This is a genomic window from Bradyrhizobium liaoningense (genome assembly GCF_018130785.1).
Lineage (GTDB): Bacteria > Pseudomonadota > Alphaproteobacteria > Rhizobiales > Xanthobacteraceae > Bradyrhizobium > Bradyrhizobium liaoningense_A.
Map to the genome: position 1 here is coordinate 124,483 of NZ_JAFCJT010000002.1, position 13,873 is coordinate 138,355.

General features: G+C 65.6%; 17 protein-coding genes. 13 read left to right on the plus strand and 4 right to left on the minus strand.

The features are described from left to right. The first annotated feature begins 15 nt into the window (after positions 1-15). From nrdR to JQ627_RS06250, 9 genes are all read left to right on the plus strand, one after another. Positions 16-498: a transcriptional regulator NrdR gene (gene nrdR, locus JQ627_RS06210; protein ID WP_007603426.1), complete on the plus strand. Its 483-nt coding sequence runs from the start codon at positions 16-18 to the stop codon at positions 496-498. Further along, complete coding sequence (ribD, locus tag JQ627_RS06215; protein WP_212483290.1) at positions 495-1,643, plus strand: bifunctional diaminohydroxyphosphoribosylaminopyrimidine deaminase/5-amino-6-(5-phosphoribosylamino)uracil reductase RibD; 1,149 nt, start codon at positions 495-497, stop codon at positions 1,641-1,643. The genes nrdR and ribD overlap by 4 nt, the downstream gene beginning before the upstream one ends. After that, complete coding sequence (locus tag JQ627_RS06220) at positions 1,643-2,254, plus strand: riboflavin synthase (protein ID WP_212483291.1); 612 nt, start codon at positions 1,643-1,645, stop codon at positions 2,252-2,254. Before ribD ends, JQ627_RS06220 begins: the two co-directional genes overlap by 1 nt. Before the next feature lie 87 nt (positions 2,255-2,341). Then, the gene (gene ribH / locus JQ627_RS06225) at positions 2,342-2,833 is read left to right on the plus strand and encodes a 6,7-dimethyl-8-ribityllumazine synthase (RefSeq protein WP_212483292.1); all 492 of its coding nucleotides are present in this window, start codon (positions 2,342-2,344) and stop codon (positions 2,831-2,833) included. A 2-nt stretch (positions 2,834-2,835) separates the two neighbouring features. Continuing rightward, the gene (nusB, locus tag JQ627_RS06230; protein WP_212483293.1) at positions 2,836-3,333 is read left to right on the plus strand and encodes a transcription antitermination factor NusB; all 498 of its coding nucleotides are present in this window, start codon (positions 2,836-2,838) and stop codon (positions 3,331-3,333) included. A gap of 9 nt (positions 3,334-3,342) precedes the next feature. After that, positions 3,343-3,519: a hypothetical protein gene (locus JQ627_RS06235; protein ID WP_212483294.1), complete on the plus strand. Its 177-nt coding sequence runs from the start codon at positions 3,343-3,345 to the stop codon at positions 3,517-3,519. Further along, positions 3,516-4,517 carry a thiamine-phosphate kinase gene (thiL, locus tag JQ627_RS06240; protein WP_212483295.1) on the plus strand — a complete coding sequence of 334 codons (1,002 nt, stop codon included), beginning with the start codon at positions 3,516-3,518 and terminating at the stop codon, positions 4,515-4,517. The genes JQ627_RS06235 and thiL overlap by 4 nt, the downstream gene beginning before the upstream one ends. Before the next feature lie 121 nt (positions 4,518-4,638). Further along, complete coding sequence (locus JQ627_RS06245) at positions 4,639-5,247, plus strand: hypothetical protein (protein WP_212483296.1); 609 nt, start codon at positions 4,639-4,641, stop codon at positions 5,245-5,247. A 283-nt stretch (positions 5,248-5,530) separates the two neighbouring features. Then, positions 5,531-7,651 (plus strand): sodium-translocating pyrophosphatase, encoded by a 2,121-nt coding sequence (locus JQ627_RS06250; RefSeq protein ID WP_212483297.1) that lies wholly within the window; start codon positions 5,531-5,533, stop codon positions 7,649-7,651. Between the two features lie 73 nt (positions 7,652-7,724). On the opposite strand, the gene JQ627_RS06255 is transcribed toward JQ627_RS06250, so the two are convergent. The 4 genes from JQ627_RS06255 to JQ627_RS06270 form a co-directional block, all read right to left on the minus strand. Then, entirely contained in the window at positions 7,725-8,144 is a 420-nt protein-coding gene (locus JQ627_RS06255; RefSeq protein ID WP_212483298.1) for a carboxymuconolactone decarboxylase family protein, read from the minus strand. Then, the gene (locus tag JQ627_RS06260) at positions 8,080-8,508 is read right to left on the minus strand and encodes a MerR family transcriptional regulator (protein WP_212484059.1); all 429 of its coding nucleotides are present in this window, start codon (positions 8,506-8,508) and stop codon (positions 8,080-8,082) included. Before JQ627_RS06260 ends, JQ627_RS06255 begins: the two co-directional genes overlap by 65 nt. Positions 8,509-8,715: 207 nt before the next feature. Continuing rightward, complete coding sequence (locus JQ627_RS06265) at positions 8,716-9,717, minus strand: tripartite tricarboxylate transporter substrate binding protein (RefSeq protein ID WP_212483299.1); 1,002 nt, start codon at positions 9,715-9,717, stop codon at positions 8,716-8,718. A gap of 117 nt (positions 9,718-9,834) precedes the next feature. Continuing rightward, entirely contained in the window at positions 9,835-10,320 is a 486-nt protein-coding gene (locus JQ627_RS06270) for an outer membrane protein assembly factor BamE (protein WP_212483300.1), read from the minus strand. Between the two features lie 98 nt (positions 10,321-10,418). On the opposite strand from JQ627_RS06270, the gene JQ627_RS06275 reads away from it, so the two are divergent. From JQ627_RS06275 to JQ627_RS06290, 4 genes are all read left to right on the plus strand, one after another. Beyond that, the gene (locus tag JQ627_RS06275; RefSeq protein ID WP_212483301.1) at positions 10,419-10,967 is read left to right on the plus strand and encodes a ubiquinol-cytochrome C chaperone family protein; all 549 of its coding nucleotides are present in this window, start codon (positions 10,419-10,421) and stop codon (positions 10,965-10,967) included. Beyond that, positions 10,964-11,533, plus strand: a complete 570-nt coding sequence (locus JQ627_RS06280; RefSeq protein WP_212483302.1) for a DUF177 domain-containing protein — start codon at positions 10,964-10,966, stop codon at positions 11,531-11,533. Before JQ627_RS06275 ends, JQ627_RS06280 begins: the two co-directional genes overlap by 4 nt. 298 nt (positions 11,534-11,831) lie before the next feature. After that, positions 11,832-12,893, plus strand: coding sequence for a phosphate acyltransferase PlsX (plsX, locus tag JQ627_RS06285; protein WP_212483303.1), 1,062 nt, complete (start codon positions 11,832-11,834; stop codon positions 12,891-12,893). Continuing rightward, positions 12,890-13,870: a beta-ketoacyl-ACP synthase III gene (locus tag JQ627_RS06290; protein WP_212483304.1), complete on the plus strand. Its 981-nt coding sequence runs from the start codon at positions 12,890-12,892 to the stop codon at positions 13,868-13,870. Before plsX ends, JQ627_RS06290 begins: the two co-directional genes overlap by 4 nt. The last annotated feature ends 3 nt before the right edge of the window (positions 13,871-13,873 follow it).

Below are 13,873 nucleotides of genomic sequence, written 5' to 3' on the forward strand. Positions count from 1 at the left end.
GTCTAGGGTAAACGGATGCGCTGCCCGAACTGCAACAGTCTCGATACGCAGGTAAAGGACTCGCGTCCGACCGAGGATTCTTCCGTCATCCGCAGGCGGCGCGTGTGCGTCGCCTGCAATTTCCGCTTCACCACCTTCGAGCGTGTGCAGCTGCGCGAGCTCACGGTGATCAAGCGCAACGGCCGCCGCGTGCCGTTCGATCGCGACAAGCTGATGCGCTCGGTGTCGATCTCCTTGCGCAAGCGGCAGGTCGAGCCGGAGCGGGTCGAGAAGATGGTCTCCACCATCGTCCGCGAGCTCGAGACCGGCGGCGAGGCCGAGATCTCCTCCGAGGTGATCGGCGAGACCGTGATGGAGCATCTGCGCACGCTCGACGACGTCGCCTATGTCCGCTTCGCCTCCGTCTACCGCAATTTCCGCGAGGCCAAGGATTTCGCCGACGTGCTCGGCGAGCTCTCCGGTGAGGAGGAAGCGCGGCTCGCCGCGATCCGCAAATGATCTTCCGGATCCTTGAGGATCAGTTCGCGCAGAAGGCCCGCGAGTCCAAAGATGCCGATCGCCGTTTCATGCAGCTTGCGCTGGCGCTCGGCCGGCGCGGGCAGGGGCGCACCTGGCCCAATCCTGCCGTGGGCGCTGTCATCGTGAAAGACGGGGTCATCATCGGCCGCGGATGGACGCAGCCAGGCGGGCGGCCGCATGGCGAGCCCGAAGCGCTGCGCCGGGCCGGCGAGGCCGCGCGGGGCGCCACGCTCTATGTCACGCTGGAGCCCTGCTCGCATTTCGGCAAGTCGCCGCCCTGCGCAGACGCGGTGATCGCCGCCGGTATCACGCGGGTGGTTGCGGCGATCGAGGATCCCAATCCGGAAGTCGCGGGCCAGGGTCATGCGCGCTTGCGCGCCGCCGGCATCAATGTGGATGTGGGTCTGTGCGCGGCAGAGGCCGCGTTCGACCATGCCGGGCATTTTCGCCGCATCCGTGACAAGCGCCCGCATGTGATCCTGAAGCTCGCGGTCTCGCCTGACGGCAAGATCGGCGCGGCTGGCGGCAAGCCGCTTGCGATCACCGGCGAGGCCGTGCGCAATCGCGTGCATCTGCTCCGCGCGCAGAGCGACGCCATCCTGGTCGGCATCGGCACGGTGCTGGCGGATGATCCGCAGCTCAACTGTCGCCTGCCGGGCATGGAAGCACGTTCTCCCATACGCGTCGTGCTCGACCAGAATCTGCGTATTCCGGCCGCAAGCCAGCTTGGTCGTTCCGCGCGAGAGACGCCGCTCTGGGTGATCGGCTCCGAGCTTGCGGAAGCCGCCGCCGCCACGCGGCTCGGAGCGGCCGGCGCTCAGATCATCCGCGTACCGCCAGGAAACGCTTCCGGGCTCGATCTTCCGGCCGTGCTGCATGTGCTGGCGGAGAAGGGCATCACGCGGCTGATGGTCGAGGGCGGCAGCCGCGTTGCGGCGTCCTTCGTCGCGGCCGACCTCGCCGACGAGATATGGCTGTTCCGCGGAGCGGAAGAGGTCGGCCCGGGCGGCGTCGATGCACTCGATGCATTGCCCCTGTCGAAAATCACGCAGTCGCAGGCCTATAAGGTTCATGCTAGCGAGACATTCGACAGGGATACTCTCACCATCTACGAGCGCTCGTAATGTTCACTGGCATTGTCACCGATATCGGCGAGATCGTCGGCTTCACGCCAACGGCGCAGGGCCAGTTGCACAGGCTGCGCATCGCCTGCCGCTACGATCAGACCACCATCGCCGACGGCGCCTCGATCGCCTGCAACGGCGTCTGCTTGACGGTGGTTGCCTCCGGCGTCGCGGGCGGCAGAACCTGGTTCGACGTCGATGCCGCCGCCGAGACGCTGGCGCTGACAACTGCAAGGCACTGGAAGGTCGGCACGCGGCTCAATCTCGAGCGCGCGCTCAAGATCGGCGACGAGCTCGGCGGCCATATCGTCGCCGGCCATGCCGACGGTGTCGCCACCCTCGTCAGTCGCGAGGACTTGCCGGACATGGCGCGGTTCGAGCTCTCGACCACGCGGGAGCTCGCGCGCTTCATCGCCACCAAGGGCTCGATCACGCTCGACGGCGTCTCGCTGACCGTCAATACGGTGAAGGACGTGACCTTTTCGGTGCTGATCATCCCGCATACGCTGACGGTCACGACGATCGGCGGCTGGAAGGCGGGCGACGAGGTCAATATCGAGGTCGATCTGATGGCCCGCTATGCGGCGCGGCTGACGGAAATGACGGTTTAAAACTTGGCTTACCCGCTCGCGGCGACTACATAACGCGCCGACCCAAGAGACTAACCAAGAGACGACTTAACTAAACGGATTGAGACGATGGCAGACGCGCGGCGCGCACCCCTGAAGGACCAGACCGACATTTCCGGCGCACGCGCGCTGATTGTCGAGGCGCGGTTCTATGACGATCTCCAGGATGCGCTTCTGGACGGCGCGGTGACCGAGCTGAAGGCGGCGGGTCTGACGCATGACGTCATCACGGTTCCCGGCGCGCTGGAAATCCCGGCGGCGGTCGCCATCGCCGTCGATGCCGCGGCGGCGAACGGCAAGCCCTATGACGCGGTCATCGCGCTCGGCTGCGTCATCCGCGGCGACACGATTCACTTCGAGATCGTCTCGCAGGAATCCTCGCGCGCGCTGATGGATCTTGCGGTGTCGCGAAAGCTGCCGCTCGGCAACGGCATCCTCACCGTCAACACCGAGGCGCAGGCCTGGGCGCGCGCGCGCGCCAGCGAACTCAACAAGGGCGGCGATGCCGCGCGCGCCGCACTTGCGATGCTGCGCATCAAACGCCGGCTGGCGCGGGCTTGATCATGGCCGACAACAGCAAAAAGCCGCCGGCTGGCACCGAGAAGAAGGCGAACCGGCGCGGTGCGGCGCGGCTCGCGGCCGTGCAGGCGCTGTATCAAATGGACATCGCCGGCGCCGGCATCAACGACATCTTTGCGGAGTTCGAAAGCCACTGGCTCGGCAACGAGGTCGAGGGCGATACATACCTGCCGGCGGAAGCCGCGTTTTTCCGGGATGTCGTGTCCGGCGTCGTGCGCGACCAGAAGAAGCTGGATCCCCTGATCGACGAGGCGCTGTCGACGGGTTGGCCGTTGAAGCGCATCGAGGCCATTCTGCGCGCAGTGCTGCGGGCAGGGGCCTATGAGCTGCAGCACCGCAAGGACGTGCCGGGCCGCGTCGTCGTGTCCGAATATGTCGACGTCGCCAATGCCTTCGTCGATCGCGAGGAGACCGGCATGGTCAACGCCGTGCTAGACCAGATCGGCCGCCAGTTCCGCGGCGACGAGTTCGGGCGGGGGTAGGATCGGTCGATGGCCCTCGCAGCAGCCGTCACCCTGAGGTGCCGTAGCGAAGCGGAGGCCTCGAAGGGCGGCGGCGTGCCGCTGAAGGTGCATCTCGGCCGTGCATCCTTCGAGGCTCGCAAGGGCTCGCACCTCCAGCGACAAAAGCTGCGCTTTTGCGCGGGGATGACGGGGCAGCTATCGTGAGTCAGGACAAGTACCAGGTCTCCGCCGAAGACTCCCTCATCGCGCGCTATTTCAAGCCGCTGGCGACTGACCCCGGCGCGTTCGGGCTGGTCGATGATGCCGCTGTGCTCTCCTCGTCCGGCGAGGACATCGTCGTCACCACCGACGCCGTCGTCGAGGGCGTGCATTATCTCGCCACCGATCCCCCCGACACGATCGCGCGCAAGGCGCTGCGGGTGAACCTGTCCGATCTCGCCGCCAAGGGGGCGGCGCCCGCCGGGTTCGTGCTGACGCTGGCACTGCGCAGCAAGGAGGATACCTGGCTCAGGCCGTTTGCGGATGCGCTTGGCGAGGACAGCAGGACCTTCGCGTGCCCGCTGCTCGGCGGCGACACGGTGTCGACGCCGGGACCGCAGATGATCTCGATCACCGCCTTCGGCCGCGTGCCGAAGGGGCGGATGGTCGGCCGCACCGGCGCGCGGCCGGGCGACCGCATCCTGGTGACGGGAACGATCGGCGATGCCGCGCTCGGCCTCGACCTGCTCACAGGAGGCGCCGTGGCTTCGGCCCTCGCGTCCGATCCTGCGGCAAGGGACGCGCTCGTCTCACGCTATCGCGTGCCGCAGCCGCGCAATGTGCTGGCGCAGGCCGTTCGGGACCACGCGACCGCCGCGATGGACGTGTCCGACGGGCTCGCCGGCGACCTGACGAAACTCTGCGCGGCGTCCGGCGTCTCGGCCACGATCGACATCGCGAACGTGCCGCTCTCGGCTGCTGCGGCCGGCCTGATCGCGGGCAACGTCGTTTGCGTTGAGACGCTGCTCGCCGGGGGCGACGACTACGAGGTGCTGTGCGCGGTGCCGCCGGCGCAAAGTGCGGCGCTGATTGCCGCAGGGCAGGCGGCGGGCGTGGCCGTCGCGGCGATCGGCACGATCGTCGCGGGCCGCGAACCGCCGCGCTTTTTGGATGGTCAGGGCCAGGAACTGGCCTTGAAGCGCTTGTCCTACAGCCACTTCTGAATTCGACCCGCCTCAAGCCCGATCTGTCCGGATTTGCCGGTCGCCGCTTGCCGCAACCCCGACGAAAGCAAGTAGATGTATCCGAACCGTTGGTGCGAATGCAGCCAATGGATTTGATTCGATGACGGCGGCCGTTGCGGGTTTGAGCGAGGTGCAGATTGTTCCCGGGAGGGAGTGCGGAAGCTGCACGCTCTGTTGCAAGGTCTACAACGTGGTCGAGCTCGGCAAGGCCGCCGGCAAATGGTGCTCGCATTGCAAGCCCGGCCGGGGTTGCACGATCCACGACAATCTGCCGGACGAGTGCGCCGCGTTCAATTGTCTCTGGAAGACCATGCCGTCGATGTCCATGCAATGGAAGCCGGATCAGTCGAAGATGGTGCTCACCTTGCATCCCGGGACCAACAACATTCATGTCGTGGTCGATCCCGGCCTGCCATCGGCCTGGACCCGGGAGCCCTATCACGGCCAGTTGCGCGGGTTGTCGAAGAGCAACATGGCGAAAGGCCATCTTGTCGTGGTGTTGGTCAATGAGCAGGCGACGCTCATCCTGCCCGACCAGGATGTGCCGCTCGGCGTCCTCAAGCCCGAGCAGGTCATTTCGGTGACGCTGGAGGCTGGCCCCAATGGCAGCGTCTACGACGTCAAGATCTTCAGCCGACGCACGACAGCCGATGGGCAGACCTTGGAACTGGCGGCGGCGTCTCGCCATCCCGTGAGGTCGGCCGCATAGGCGGGGCCGCGGCCAAGCGTCGCCCGGTTCGGAGAGGCACCTCGCGGAGTTGCGTCAAGCCGTCGGTCGAGCGCTCCAGAATTGGCCTAAATACCTGCCGAGATCGGCTTTTTCGGCCTTATCCGGCGTTGCACCCTCAATTTGATTTTGGCAAGCTTGTGACCGACCAGGGCCACACCTTCGTGCGAGGGGCGGCCCTGTTCAACATAAGGGCGCCCACCGCATGACGGAAAAACAAAAGGCGCCGGGGGTACGTACATCAAGGATCTGAGGCAAAAATCACATGACAGCATTATGGTTGATAGTGCTCTGCGGAGTGCTTTCCGTCGTCTACGCGATTTGGGCGACGTCTTCGGTGTTGAGTGCGGATGCGGGGTCACCGCGCATGCAGGAGATCGCGGGAGCGGTGCGTGAAGGCGCACAGGCGTATCTCCGGCGCCAGTACACCACGATCGGCATCGTCGGCATCGTCATCTTCGTGCTGCTTGCCTATTTCCTCGGACTCTATGTCGCAATCGGTTTCGCCATCGGCGCCATCCTGTCGGGTGCGGCCGGCTTCATCGGCATGAACGTCTCGGTCCGGGCCAACGTGCGCACCGCCCAGGCCGCGACCACGTCGCTCGCCGGCGGCCTCGAACTCGCCTTCAAGGCGGGCGCGATCACCGGCATGCTGGTGGCGGGTCTCGCGCTCCTCGGTGTGACCCTCTATTTCGGCTTCCTGGTCCATTCGCTGAAGCTCGCGCCCGATAGCCGAACCGTGGTCGACGCCATGGTGGCGCTCGGCTTCGGTGCCTCGCTGATCTCGATCTTCGCCCGTCTCGGCGGGGGCATCTTCACCAAGGGGGCGGACGTCGGCGGCGACCTCGTCGGCAAGGTCGAGGCCGGCATCCCCGAGGACGATCCGCGCAATCCGGCCACCATCGCCGACAACGTCGGCGACAATGTCGGCGACTGCGCCGGCATGGCGGCCGATCTGTTCGAGACCTATGCGGTGACCGCGGTCGCCACCATGGTGCTGGCGGCGATCTTCTTCGCAAAGACGCCGATCCTCGCCAACATGATGACCCTGCCGCTCGCGATCGGCGGCATCTGCATCATCACCTCGATCATCGGCACCTTCTTCGTGAAGCTCGGGCCGAGCCAGTCGATCATGGGCGCACTCTACAAGGGCCTGATCGCCACCGGCATCCTGTCGCTGGTCGGCATCGCCGGCGTGATCTACTACCTGATCGGCTTCGGCAAGCTCGACGGCGTCGACTATACCGGCATGGCGCTGTTCGAATGCGGCGTGGTCGGCCTCGTCGTCACCGCGCTGATCATCTGGATCACCGAGTACTACACCGGCACGGATTATCGTCCGGTGAAGTCGATCGCCCAGGCTTCGGTGACCGGTCACGGCACCAACGTGATCCAGGGGCTCGCCGTCTCGATGGAAGCGACCGCGCTGCCCGCGATCGTCATCATCGCCGGCATCCTGGTGACCTACAGCCTCGCCGGCCTGTTCGGTATCGCGATCGCGACCGCCACCATGCTGGCGCTGGCCGGCATGGTCGTCGCGCTCGACGCCTTCGGTCCCGTCACCGACAACGCCGGCGGCATCGCCGAGATGGCGGGCCTGCCGAAGGAGGTGCGCAAGTCGACCGACGCGCTCGACGCGGTCGGCAACACCACCAAGGCGGTGACCAAGGGCTACGCGATCGGCTCCGCCGGTCTCGGCGCGCTGGTGCTGTTCGCAGCCTACAACCAGGACCTCAAGTTCTTCGTTGCGGATTCTGCGCGCCACACCTACTTCGCCGGCGTCAATCCGGACTTCTCGCTCAACAACCCGTACGTGGTGGTGGGCCTGCTGTTCGGCGGCCTCCTGCCGTACCTGTTCGGCGCGATGGGCATGACGGCCGTCGGCCGTGCGGCCAGCGCGATCGTCGAGGAGGTGCGGCGCCAGTTCCGCGAGAAGCCGGGCATCATGCAGGGCACCGACAAGCCGGACTACGGCAAGGCGGTCGACCTGCTCACCCGCGCGGCGATCAAGGAGATGATCATCCCCTCGCTGCTCCCGGTGCTGTCGCCGATCGTCGTCTATTTCCTGATCTACGCGATCGCGGGCGGCGGCGCGGCCGGCAAGTCGGCAGCGTTCTCGGCCGTAGGCGCGATGCTGCTCGGCGTGATCGTGACCGGCCTGTTCGTCGCAATCTCGATGACCTCGGGCGGCGGCGCCTGGGACAACGCCAAGAAGTACATCGAGGACGGCCATTTCGGCGGCAAGGGCAGCGATGCCCACAAGTCGGCGGTGACCGGCGACACCGTCGGCGATCCCTACAAGGACACGGCGGGCCCGGCGGTGAACCCGATGATCAAGATCACGAACATCGTGGCCTTGCTGCTGCTGGCGATCCTGGCGCACTGAGGTGCCGGTACGGATGAACGCAATACCCCGCGGCGCAAGCCGCGGGGGTCTTGTTATTGAGAGTCGTTGAGGCTCACGCCCCGGCCTCCGATCCTTGCCCAGTTCTCTGCGCGAACACCTCCTTCGCAGCGAACAGACCGTTGAGAGCGGCGGGGAAGCCGGCATAGACGGCCATCTGCATCAGGGTCTCGACGATCTCGTCGCGGCTAAGCCCGACATTCAGGCCTGCCTCGATATGCACCTTGAGCTGAGGCGTGGCGTTCCCCATGGCCGCGAGCGCCGCGATCGTCGCGATCTCCCGCGAACGCAGGTCGAGCCCAGGCCGCGAATAGATGTCGCCGAATGGAAACTCGAGCACATAGGTGGCGAAGTCCGGGGCAATATCGGCGAGTGCTGCCACGACCTCTTGCCCGGCCTGTCCGTCGATCTCAGCGAGAGCCCGATGACCGCGCTCCAACCGGCTTTCGCCTGCGTGCGGGAAATGTTGCGTCATAGTCTTTCATCCTTTGTTCCGTTTCGGCGTAACCGCCAATCTTGGTGTCGAGGACGAGAAGACAGGCGTTCAGTTCGTCGACATGGGTACGCACGCGTTCGCGGTGCTGCTCCAGCAGTGCGCGTCGCTCTGCCCCCGTGCCGCTGCCTCGCTCCCGAAGCTCCGCATAACGGAGCATTTCCCGGATCGGCATCCCGGTCGTCTTCAGGTGGCCGAGAAACTCGATCCAGAGCAGGATCGAGGCATCGTAGTCACGATGGCTGGATTGATTCCGGTCGGCATAGGGCAACAGCCCGATCCGCTCGTAGTAGCGGATCGTATGGGCGGTCAGTCCGGAACGCCTAGCCAGTTCACCGATCTTCATACCCACCTGTCTCTCATCACGACGCATGGGAAGCTACGGGTTTGAGCGCACTCTAAGTCAAGAGACATTCTGCGTGGCTCTCACCACGACATTGCGAGCGCAGCGAAGCAATCCAGATTGTCTCTGCGGATGGACTCTGGATTGCTTCCGCCTTCGCCAAACGCTTCGGCGGACAAGTCGTTTCGCTCGCAATGACGGAGGACGTAGCTACTGCACGTCCATCTGCAGGCCTTCCTTCTGGATGATGCCGGCGAACTTCTTCGTCTCGGCGTCCACGAAGTCGGCGAACTGCTGCGGCGTGCCGTAGTCGGCGCGGGCGCCCATGGCGGCGATGTTCTTCTTGATGTCGTCGCGCTCCAGCATCGCCTTGACCTGGAGATTGAGCGCTTCGAGCACGGGGGCGGGAACGCCCTTCGGCAGGAACACCGAGAACCACGACGACACGTCGAAATTGGCCAGCTCCGGCGCGCTCTCGCGCATGGTCGGCAGGTTCGGCGCAAGGTCGCTGCGCTCGGTCGTGGTGACGCAGAGGCCGGTGAGGGTGCCGTTCTGCACCTGCGGCAGGCTCGGATAGAGATTGTCGAACAGGATCTGGATGTCGCCGGCAAGCGCGGCCTGGAGCGCCGGCCCTGCGCCGCGGAACGGGATGTGCGTCATCTTCAGTCCGGTGAGCTGGAGGAACCAGGCGCCGGTGAGGTGAGGGCTCTGGCCGACGCCGGACGAGGCGTAGCTTAGCTTGTCCGGGTTCGCCTTCAGATACGCGATCAGCTCGGCGACCGACTTGATGCCGGTCTTCGGATGCGCCGAGACGATGTTCGGGATCCGGATCATGTTGGAGACCGGCTGGAGCTGGTCCGGCTTGTAGGTGAGGTTCTTGAAGATGCTGTAGGCGATCGCGTTCGGCCCGGGGTTACCGATCAGGATGGTGTGGCCGTCCGGCTTGGCGCGGACCACCTCGGCGGTGCCGATGGTGCCGCCGCCGCCGGAGCGATTTTCCACGACGGCCGACTGGCCCCAGGCGGTTTGCATATGGGCAGCCAGCAGCCGGCCCATGACGTCGGTCGAGCCGCCGGCCGCAGCCGGCACAACGACGCGGACGTTTTCGGTGGGTTTCCAGTCGGCCAGGCTCGATCGCGGCAGGATCGCTGCGGCCGAGAGGCCGGCAGCACCCGCGAGTACGCGGCGGCGAGACAGAAATTTATTGTGCACGAATCCACTCCCTGCTTCTTGTTTTGCAGGGAGCGTATGGAACCGGACGCGCAACGGCAAGCCGTGCGCGACGGCAAGTGCCGCGCGGGAGGCGGCACGACGCCGCAGGCTGAAGACTCAGTTAAAGCTGAGCAGCTTGAACAGCGGCGCGAGGTAGCTCATCTCCTGGCCCGACGTCGCCGTGGTCCGGCTGATGAAGTCGAAGATCTTGCCGTCCTGGAGGCCGTAATTCGCCAGCCGGCGCACGCGCCGGTTCTTGTCGAAATAGATCGCGATGACGCGCTGGTCGACCACCTTCTGGTTCATGAAGGCGACCATCCGCTCCGAGCGCTGCGAGATGTAGTAAAACACCTCGCCGTCGAGGGTCGCGACCGTGGAGGGCGTGCCCATCACGATCAGCACCTGGTCCTGGCTCGCGCCGATCGGAATCTGCTCCAGCGCGCCGGGCGGCAGGATGTAACCCTTCTGGAACTGCTCGCCGGTGCAGCCGGCAAGGGCGGCGCCGACCAGAGCCACGGCGGCGAGCATGCGCAAGCCGCGCCAGCGTGCATGATGGCCGCGCGGCTTGTCGGCGCGCAGGCTGGTCTGGTTCGTTATCGTCATAGCGGAACTGATTCCGTCCCCTTGCGTCGCGCGAGGCGCTGAAGTACCGGGCGGAGGCTGCAATTGCAACACACGCACGCCCGCTTGCGGAACCCACAATGGTTTGGCCGTTCAATCACTTCAGGAAACCCCGGCAAGCCCCGCGCGGCACCATTGAAGCCATCTATGGCATGATCGTGACGCAGGCGCGAGAACCCATATTTTACCGCGACTTGGGCGTACCCGATACGGTTAACGGCCGTTTCGACCTGTTGCTGCTGCATCTCTGGCTGCTGCTGCGGCGTCTGCGCACGGTCCAGGGCGCCACGGAGCTGTCCCAGGCGCTGTTCGACCGCTTCTGCGAGGACATGGACGACAATCTGCGCGAGATGGGGATCGGCGACCAGACCGTGCCGAAGCGGATGCGGGCTTTTGGTGAGGCCTTCTACGGCCGGGTGCAGGCCTATGACCAGGCCATGGACGGCGGCGAGGCGCTGGCAGCGGCGATCTGCAAGAATATCTTGAATGGGACGAGGATGGACCAGGCCCGACAGCTCGCGGCTTACGCCCGGGCCACCGAGGCCGATCTCGGCCGGGCCGACGAGGCCGCGTTGCTGTGCGCGTCCTTCAAATTTCCCCCAGCGCTCACGGAGGACATCACGCCATGAGCCGACCGAATGCCGAAGCTAGGCCCGATCCCTGGCGGTCGCCCGTCATCGTCGCGCAGATTCCCGACACCGGCCTGCATCGCAAGCTCGAGGCCTCGGCCATCGAGCGGCAGGCGATGGCCGAGGTCGCCGGCTTGCGGGAGGTCCTTTCCGCCCAGGCCGACCTCGAAATCGTGCCGAAAAGCGGCGGCCGCTTCCAGGTCACGGGCAGCGTCAGGGCCCGGATCGGCCAGACCTGCGTCGTCACCCTCGATCCGATCGAGAGCGAGATCGAGGAGGAGGTGGACCTGGTGTTCGCCCCCGAAGCCGAGGTTCGGAAGATGGCCGACTTGATCGAGGAGGGACAGGACGACGCGGAGCCCCCGGAGGTGATCGATCCGCCGGAGGCGATCATCAATGGAATCATCGACCTTGGCCGGATCGCGACCGACGCGGTGTTTCTCGCGGTCGATCCCTATCCGCGCAAGGAGGGAGCCGTATTCGAGGCCGAAGTCACCGCCCTCGATCCGGAGGACCATCCCTTCGCGGGGTTGAAGGCGCTTCAGGACAGAAAGAAAGGCAAATAGCTGGGCATTCCCCGTAAGACCCGCGTTGCTACGGGGCGCGAGGCGCTTGCGGCAGTCGGTTGAAAGGCCGGCTTATCTATCTGATTTCGATATATTTCTTCTGAAATCGTGCCGCCGCCCGCAGATCGCCCCGAATGCAAAAGGCTGGGGGCAAGAGGTTGTTTCGGGATAACAAAACGCTATTGTCGCGCCCCGGTCCGGGCGCGGCGTGGCGCTAGGCCGGTCGCCATGTCCATGGCGAATCCATTTGCGGCCCCGCTCGTTCAAGACCGCACCAGACCAGGTTTCCAGGACTTTTATGCCAAGCAAGGTTCGCATCGCGCTTGACGCCATGGGGGGCGACGTCGGCGCCGCCGTGGTCATTCCAGGCGCCGCCATCTCGCTTCAGAGGCATCGCGAGATCGAGTTCCTGCTGGTCGGGGACCGCGCCAAGATCGAGCCCGAACTCGAGAAGCATCCCGCCCTCAAGGCCGCGTCGAAGATCATCCATACCGACGTTGCGGTCAGCGGCTCGGACAAGCCGAGTCAGGCGCTGCGGCGCGGCCGCAGGACCTCCTCGATGTGGCTCGCCATCGACGCGGTGAAGAAGGGCGAAGCGGATGTCGCCGTCTCCGCCGGCAATACCGGCGCGCTGATGGCGATGGCGCGCTTCCACCTGCGCACGCTGAAAGGGATCGACCGCCCGGCGATTACGGGGATATGGCCGACCAAGCGCGGCGAGTCCGCCGTGCTCGACCTCGGCGCCACCATCGGCGGCGACGCGCACCATCTGGTGGCGCTCGCGCTCATGGGTGCTGCGATGGCGAGCGTGCTGTTCAACAAGCCCCGGCCTACGGTCGGCCTGCTCAATATCGGGACCGAGGAGATCAAGGGGCACGAGGAGATCCGCGAGGCCGGAGAAATCCTGCGTGCCAGAAACCTGCCGGAACTCGACTATATCGGGTTCGTCGAGGGCGACGGCATCGGCAAGGGGCTCGCCGACGTCATCGTGACCGAAGGTTTCAGCGGCAATATTGCCCTGAAGGCCGCCGAGGGAACCGCCCGGCAGATGGCGGAATTACTCCGCAGCGAGATGCAGCGGAACTGGCTGTCCAAGCTCGGCTATCTTTTTGCGCGCAGCGCCTTCCAGGCCCTGCGCGACAAAATGGACCCGAACAAGTCCAATGGCGGCGTGTTCCTGGGTCTGAACGGACTGGTGGTCAAGAGCCACGGTGGAACCAGCGCCGAAGGCTTTGCCTATGCGATCGATGTTGGCTATGAGATGGCTCACTACGATCTCCTGAACAAGATCAATCAGATGCTCAACCGCGAGGGTGGTGCACTTAGTTCCGTGCAGGCCGCGCAGGAGGCTGTTTCGTGACTCAAATTCGTTCGGTCGTGCTCGGCTGCGGCTCTTATCTGCCGGAGCAGGTGGTGACCAACGCCCAGTTGGCGGCGCGCATCGACACGTCCGACGAGTGGATCGTGCAGCGCACCGGCATTCGCGAGCGGCATATCGCGGCCGAGGGCGAGTTCACCTCGCATCTGGCGATCAAGGCGGCGCAGGCCGCGCTCAGCGACGCCGGCGTGGACGCGCAGTCGATCGAGCTGATCGTGCTGGCGACCTCGACGCCCGACAACACTTTCCCTGCGAGCGCGGTCGCGGTGCAGCACGCGCTCGGCATCAACCATGGCGCGGCGTTCGATCTCCAGGCGGTGTGCTCGGGCTTCGTGTTCGCGCTCGCCACCGCCGACAATTTCCTGCGCACCGGCGCCTTCAAGCGCGCGCTGGTGATCGGCGCCGAAACCTTCTCGCGCATTCTCGACTGGAACGATCGCGGCACCTGCGTGCTGTTCGGCGATGGTGCCGGCGCGGTCGTGCTGGAGGCGCAGGAGCAGCCGGGCAATGCCGCGACCGACCGCGGCATCGTGACCACGCATCTGCGCTCCGACGGCCGCCACAAGGCAAAGCTGTTCGTCGACGGCGGTCCGTCCTCGACCCAGACCGTCGGCCATCTGCGCATGGAGGGCCGCGAGGTCTTCAAGCACGCGGTGGGCATGATCACCGACGTGATCGTCGACGCCTTCCAGACCACCGGGCTCAATGCCGACAGCATCGACTGGTTCGTGCCGCACCAGGCCAACAAGCGAATCATCGACGCCTCCGCCCACAAGCTCCACATCGCGCCGGAGAAGGTGGTGCTGACGGTGGACCGCCACGGCAACACCTCGGCGGCCTCGATCCCGCTGGCGCTGTCGGTGGCGCGCAAGGACGGCCGCATCAAGCGCGGCGACATGGTTCTGCTGGAGGCGATGGGCGGCGGGTTCACCTGGGGCTCCGCGCTGGTGCGCTGGTAGGGC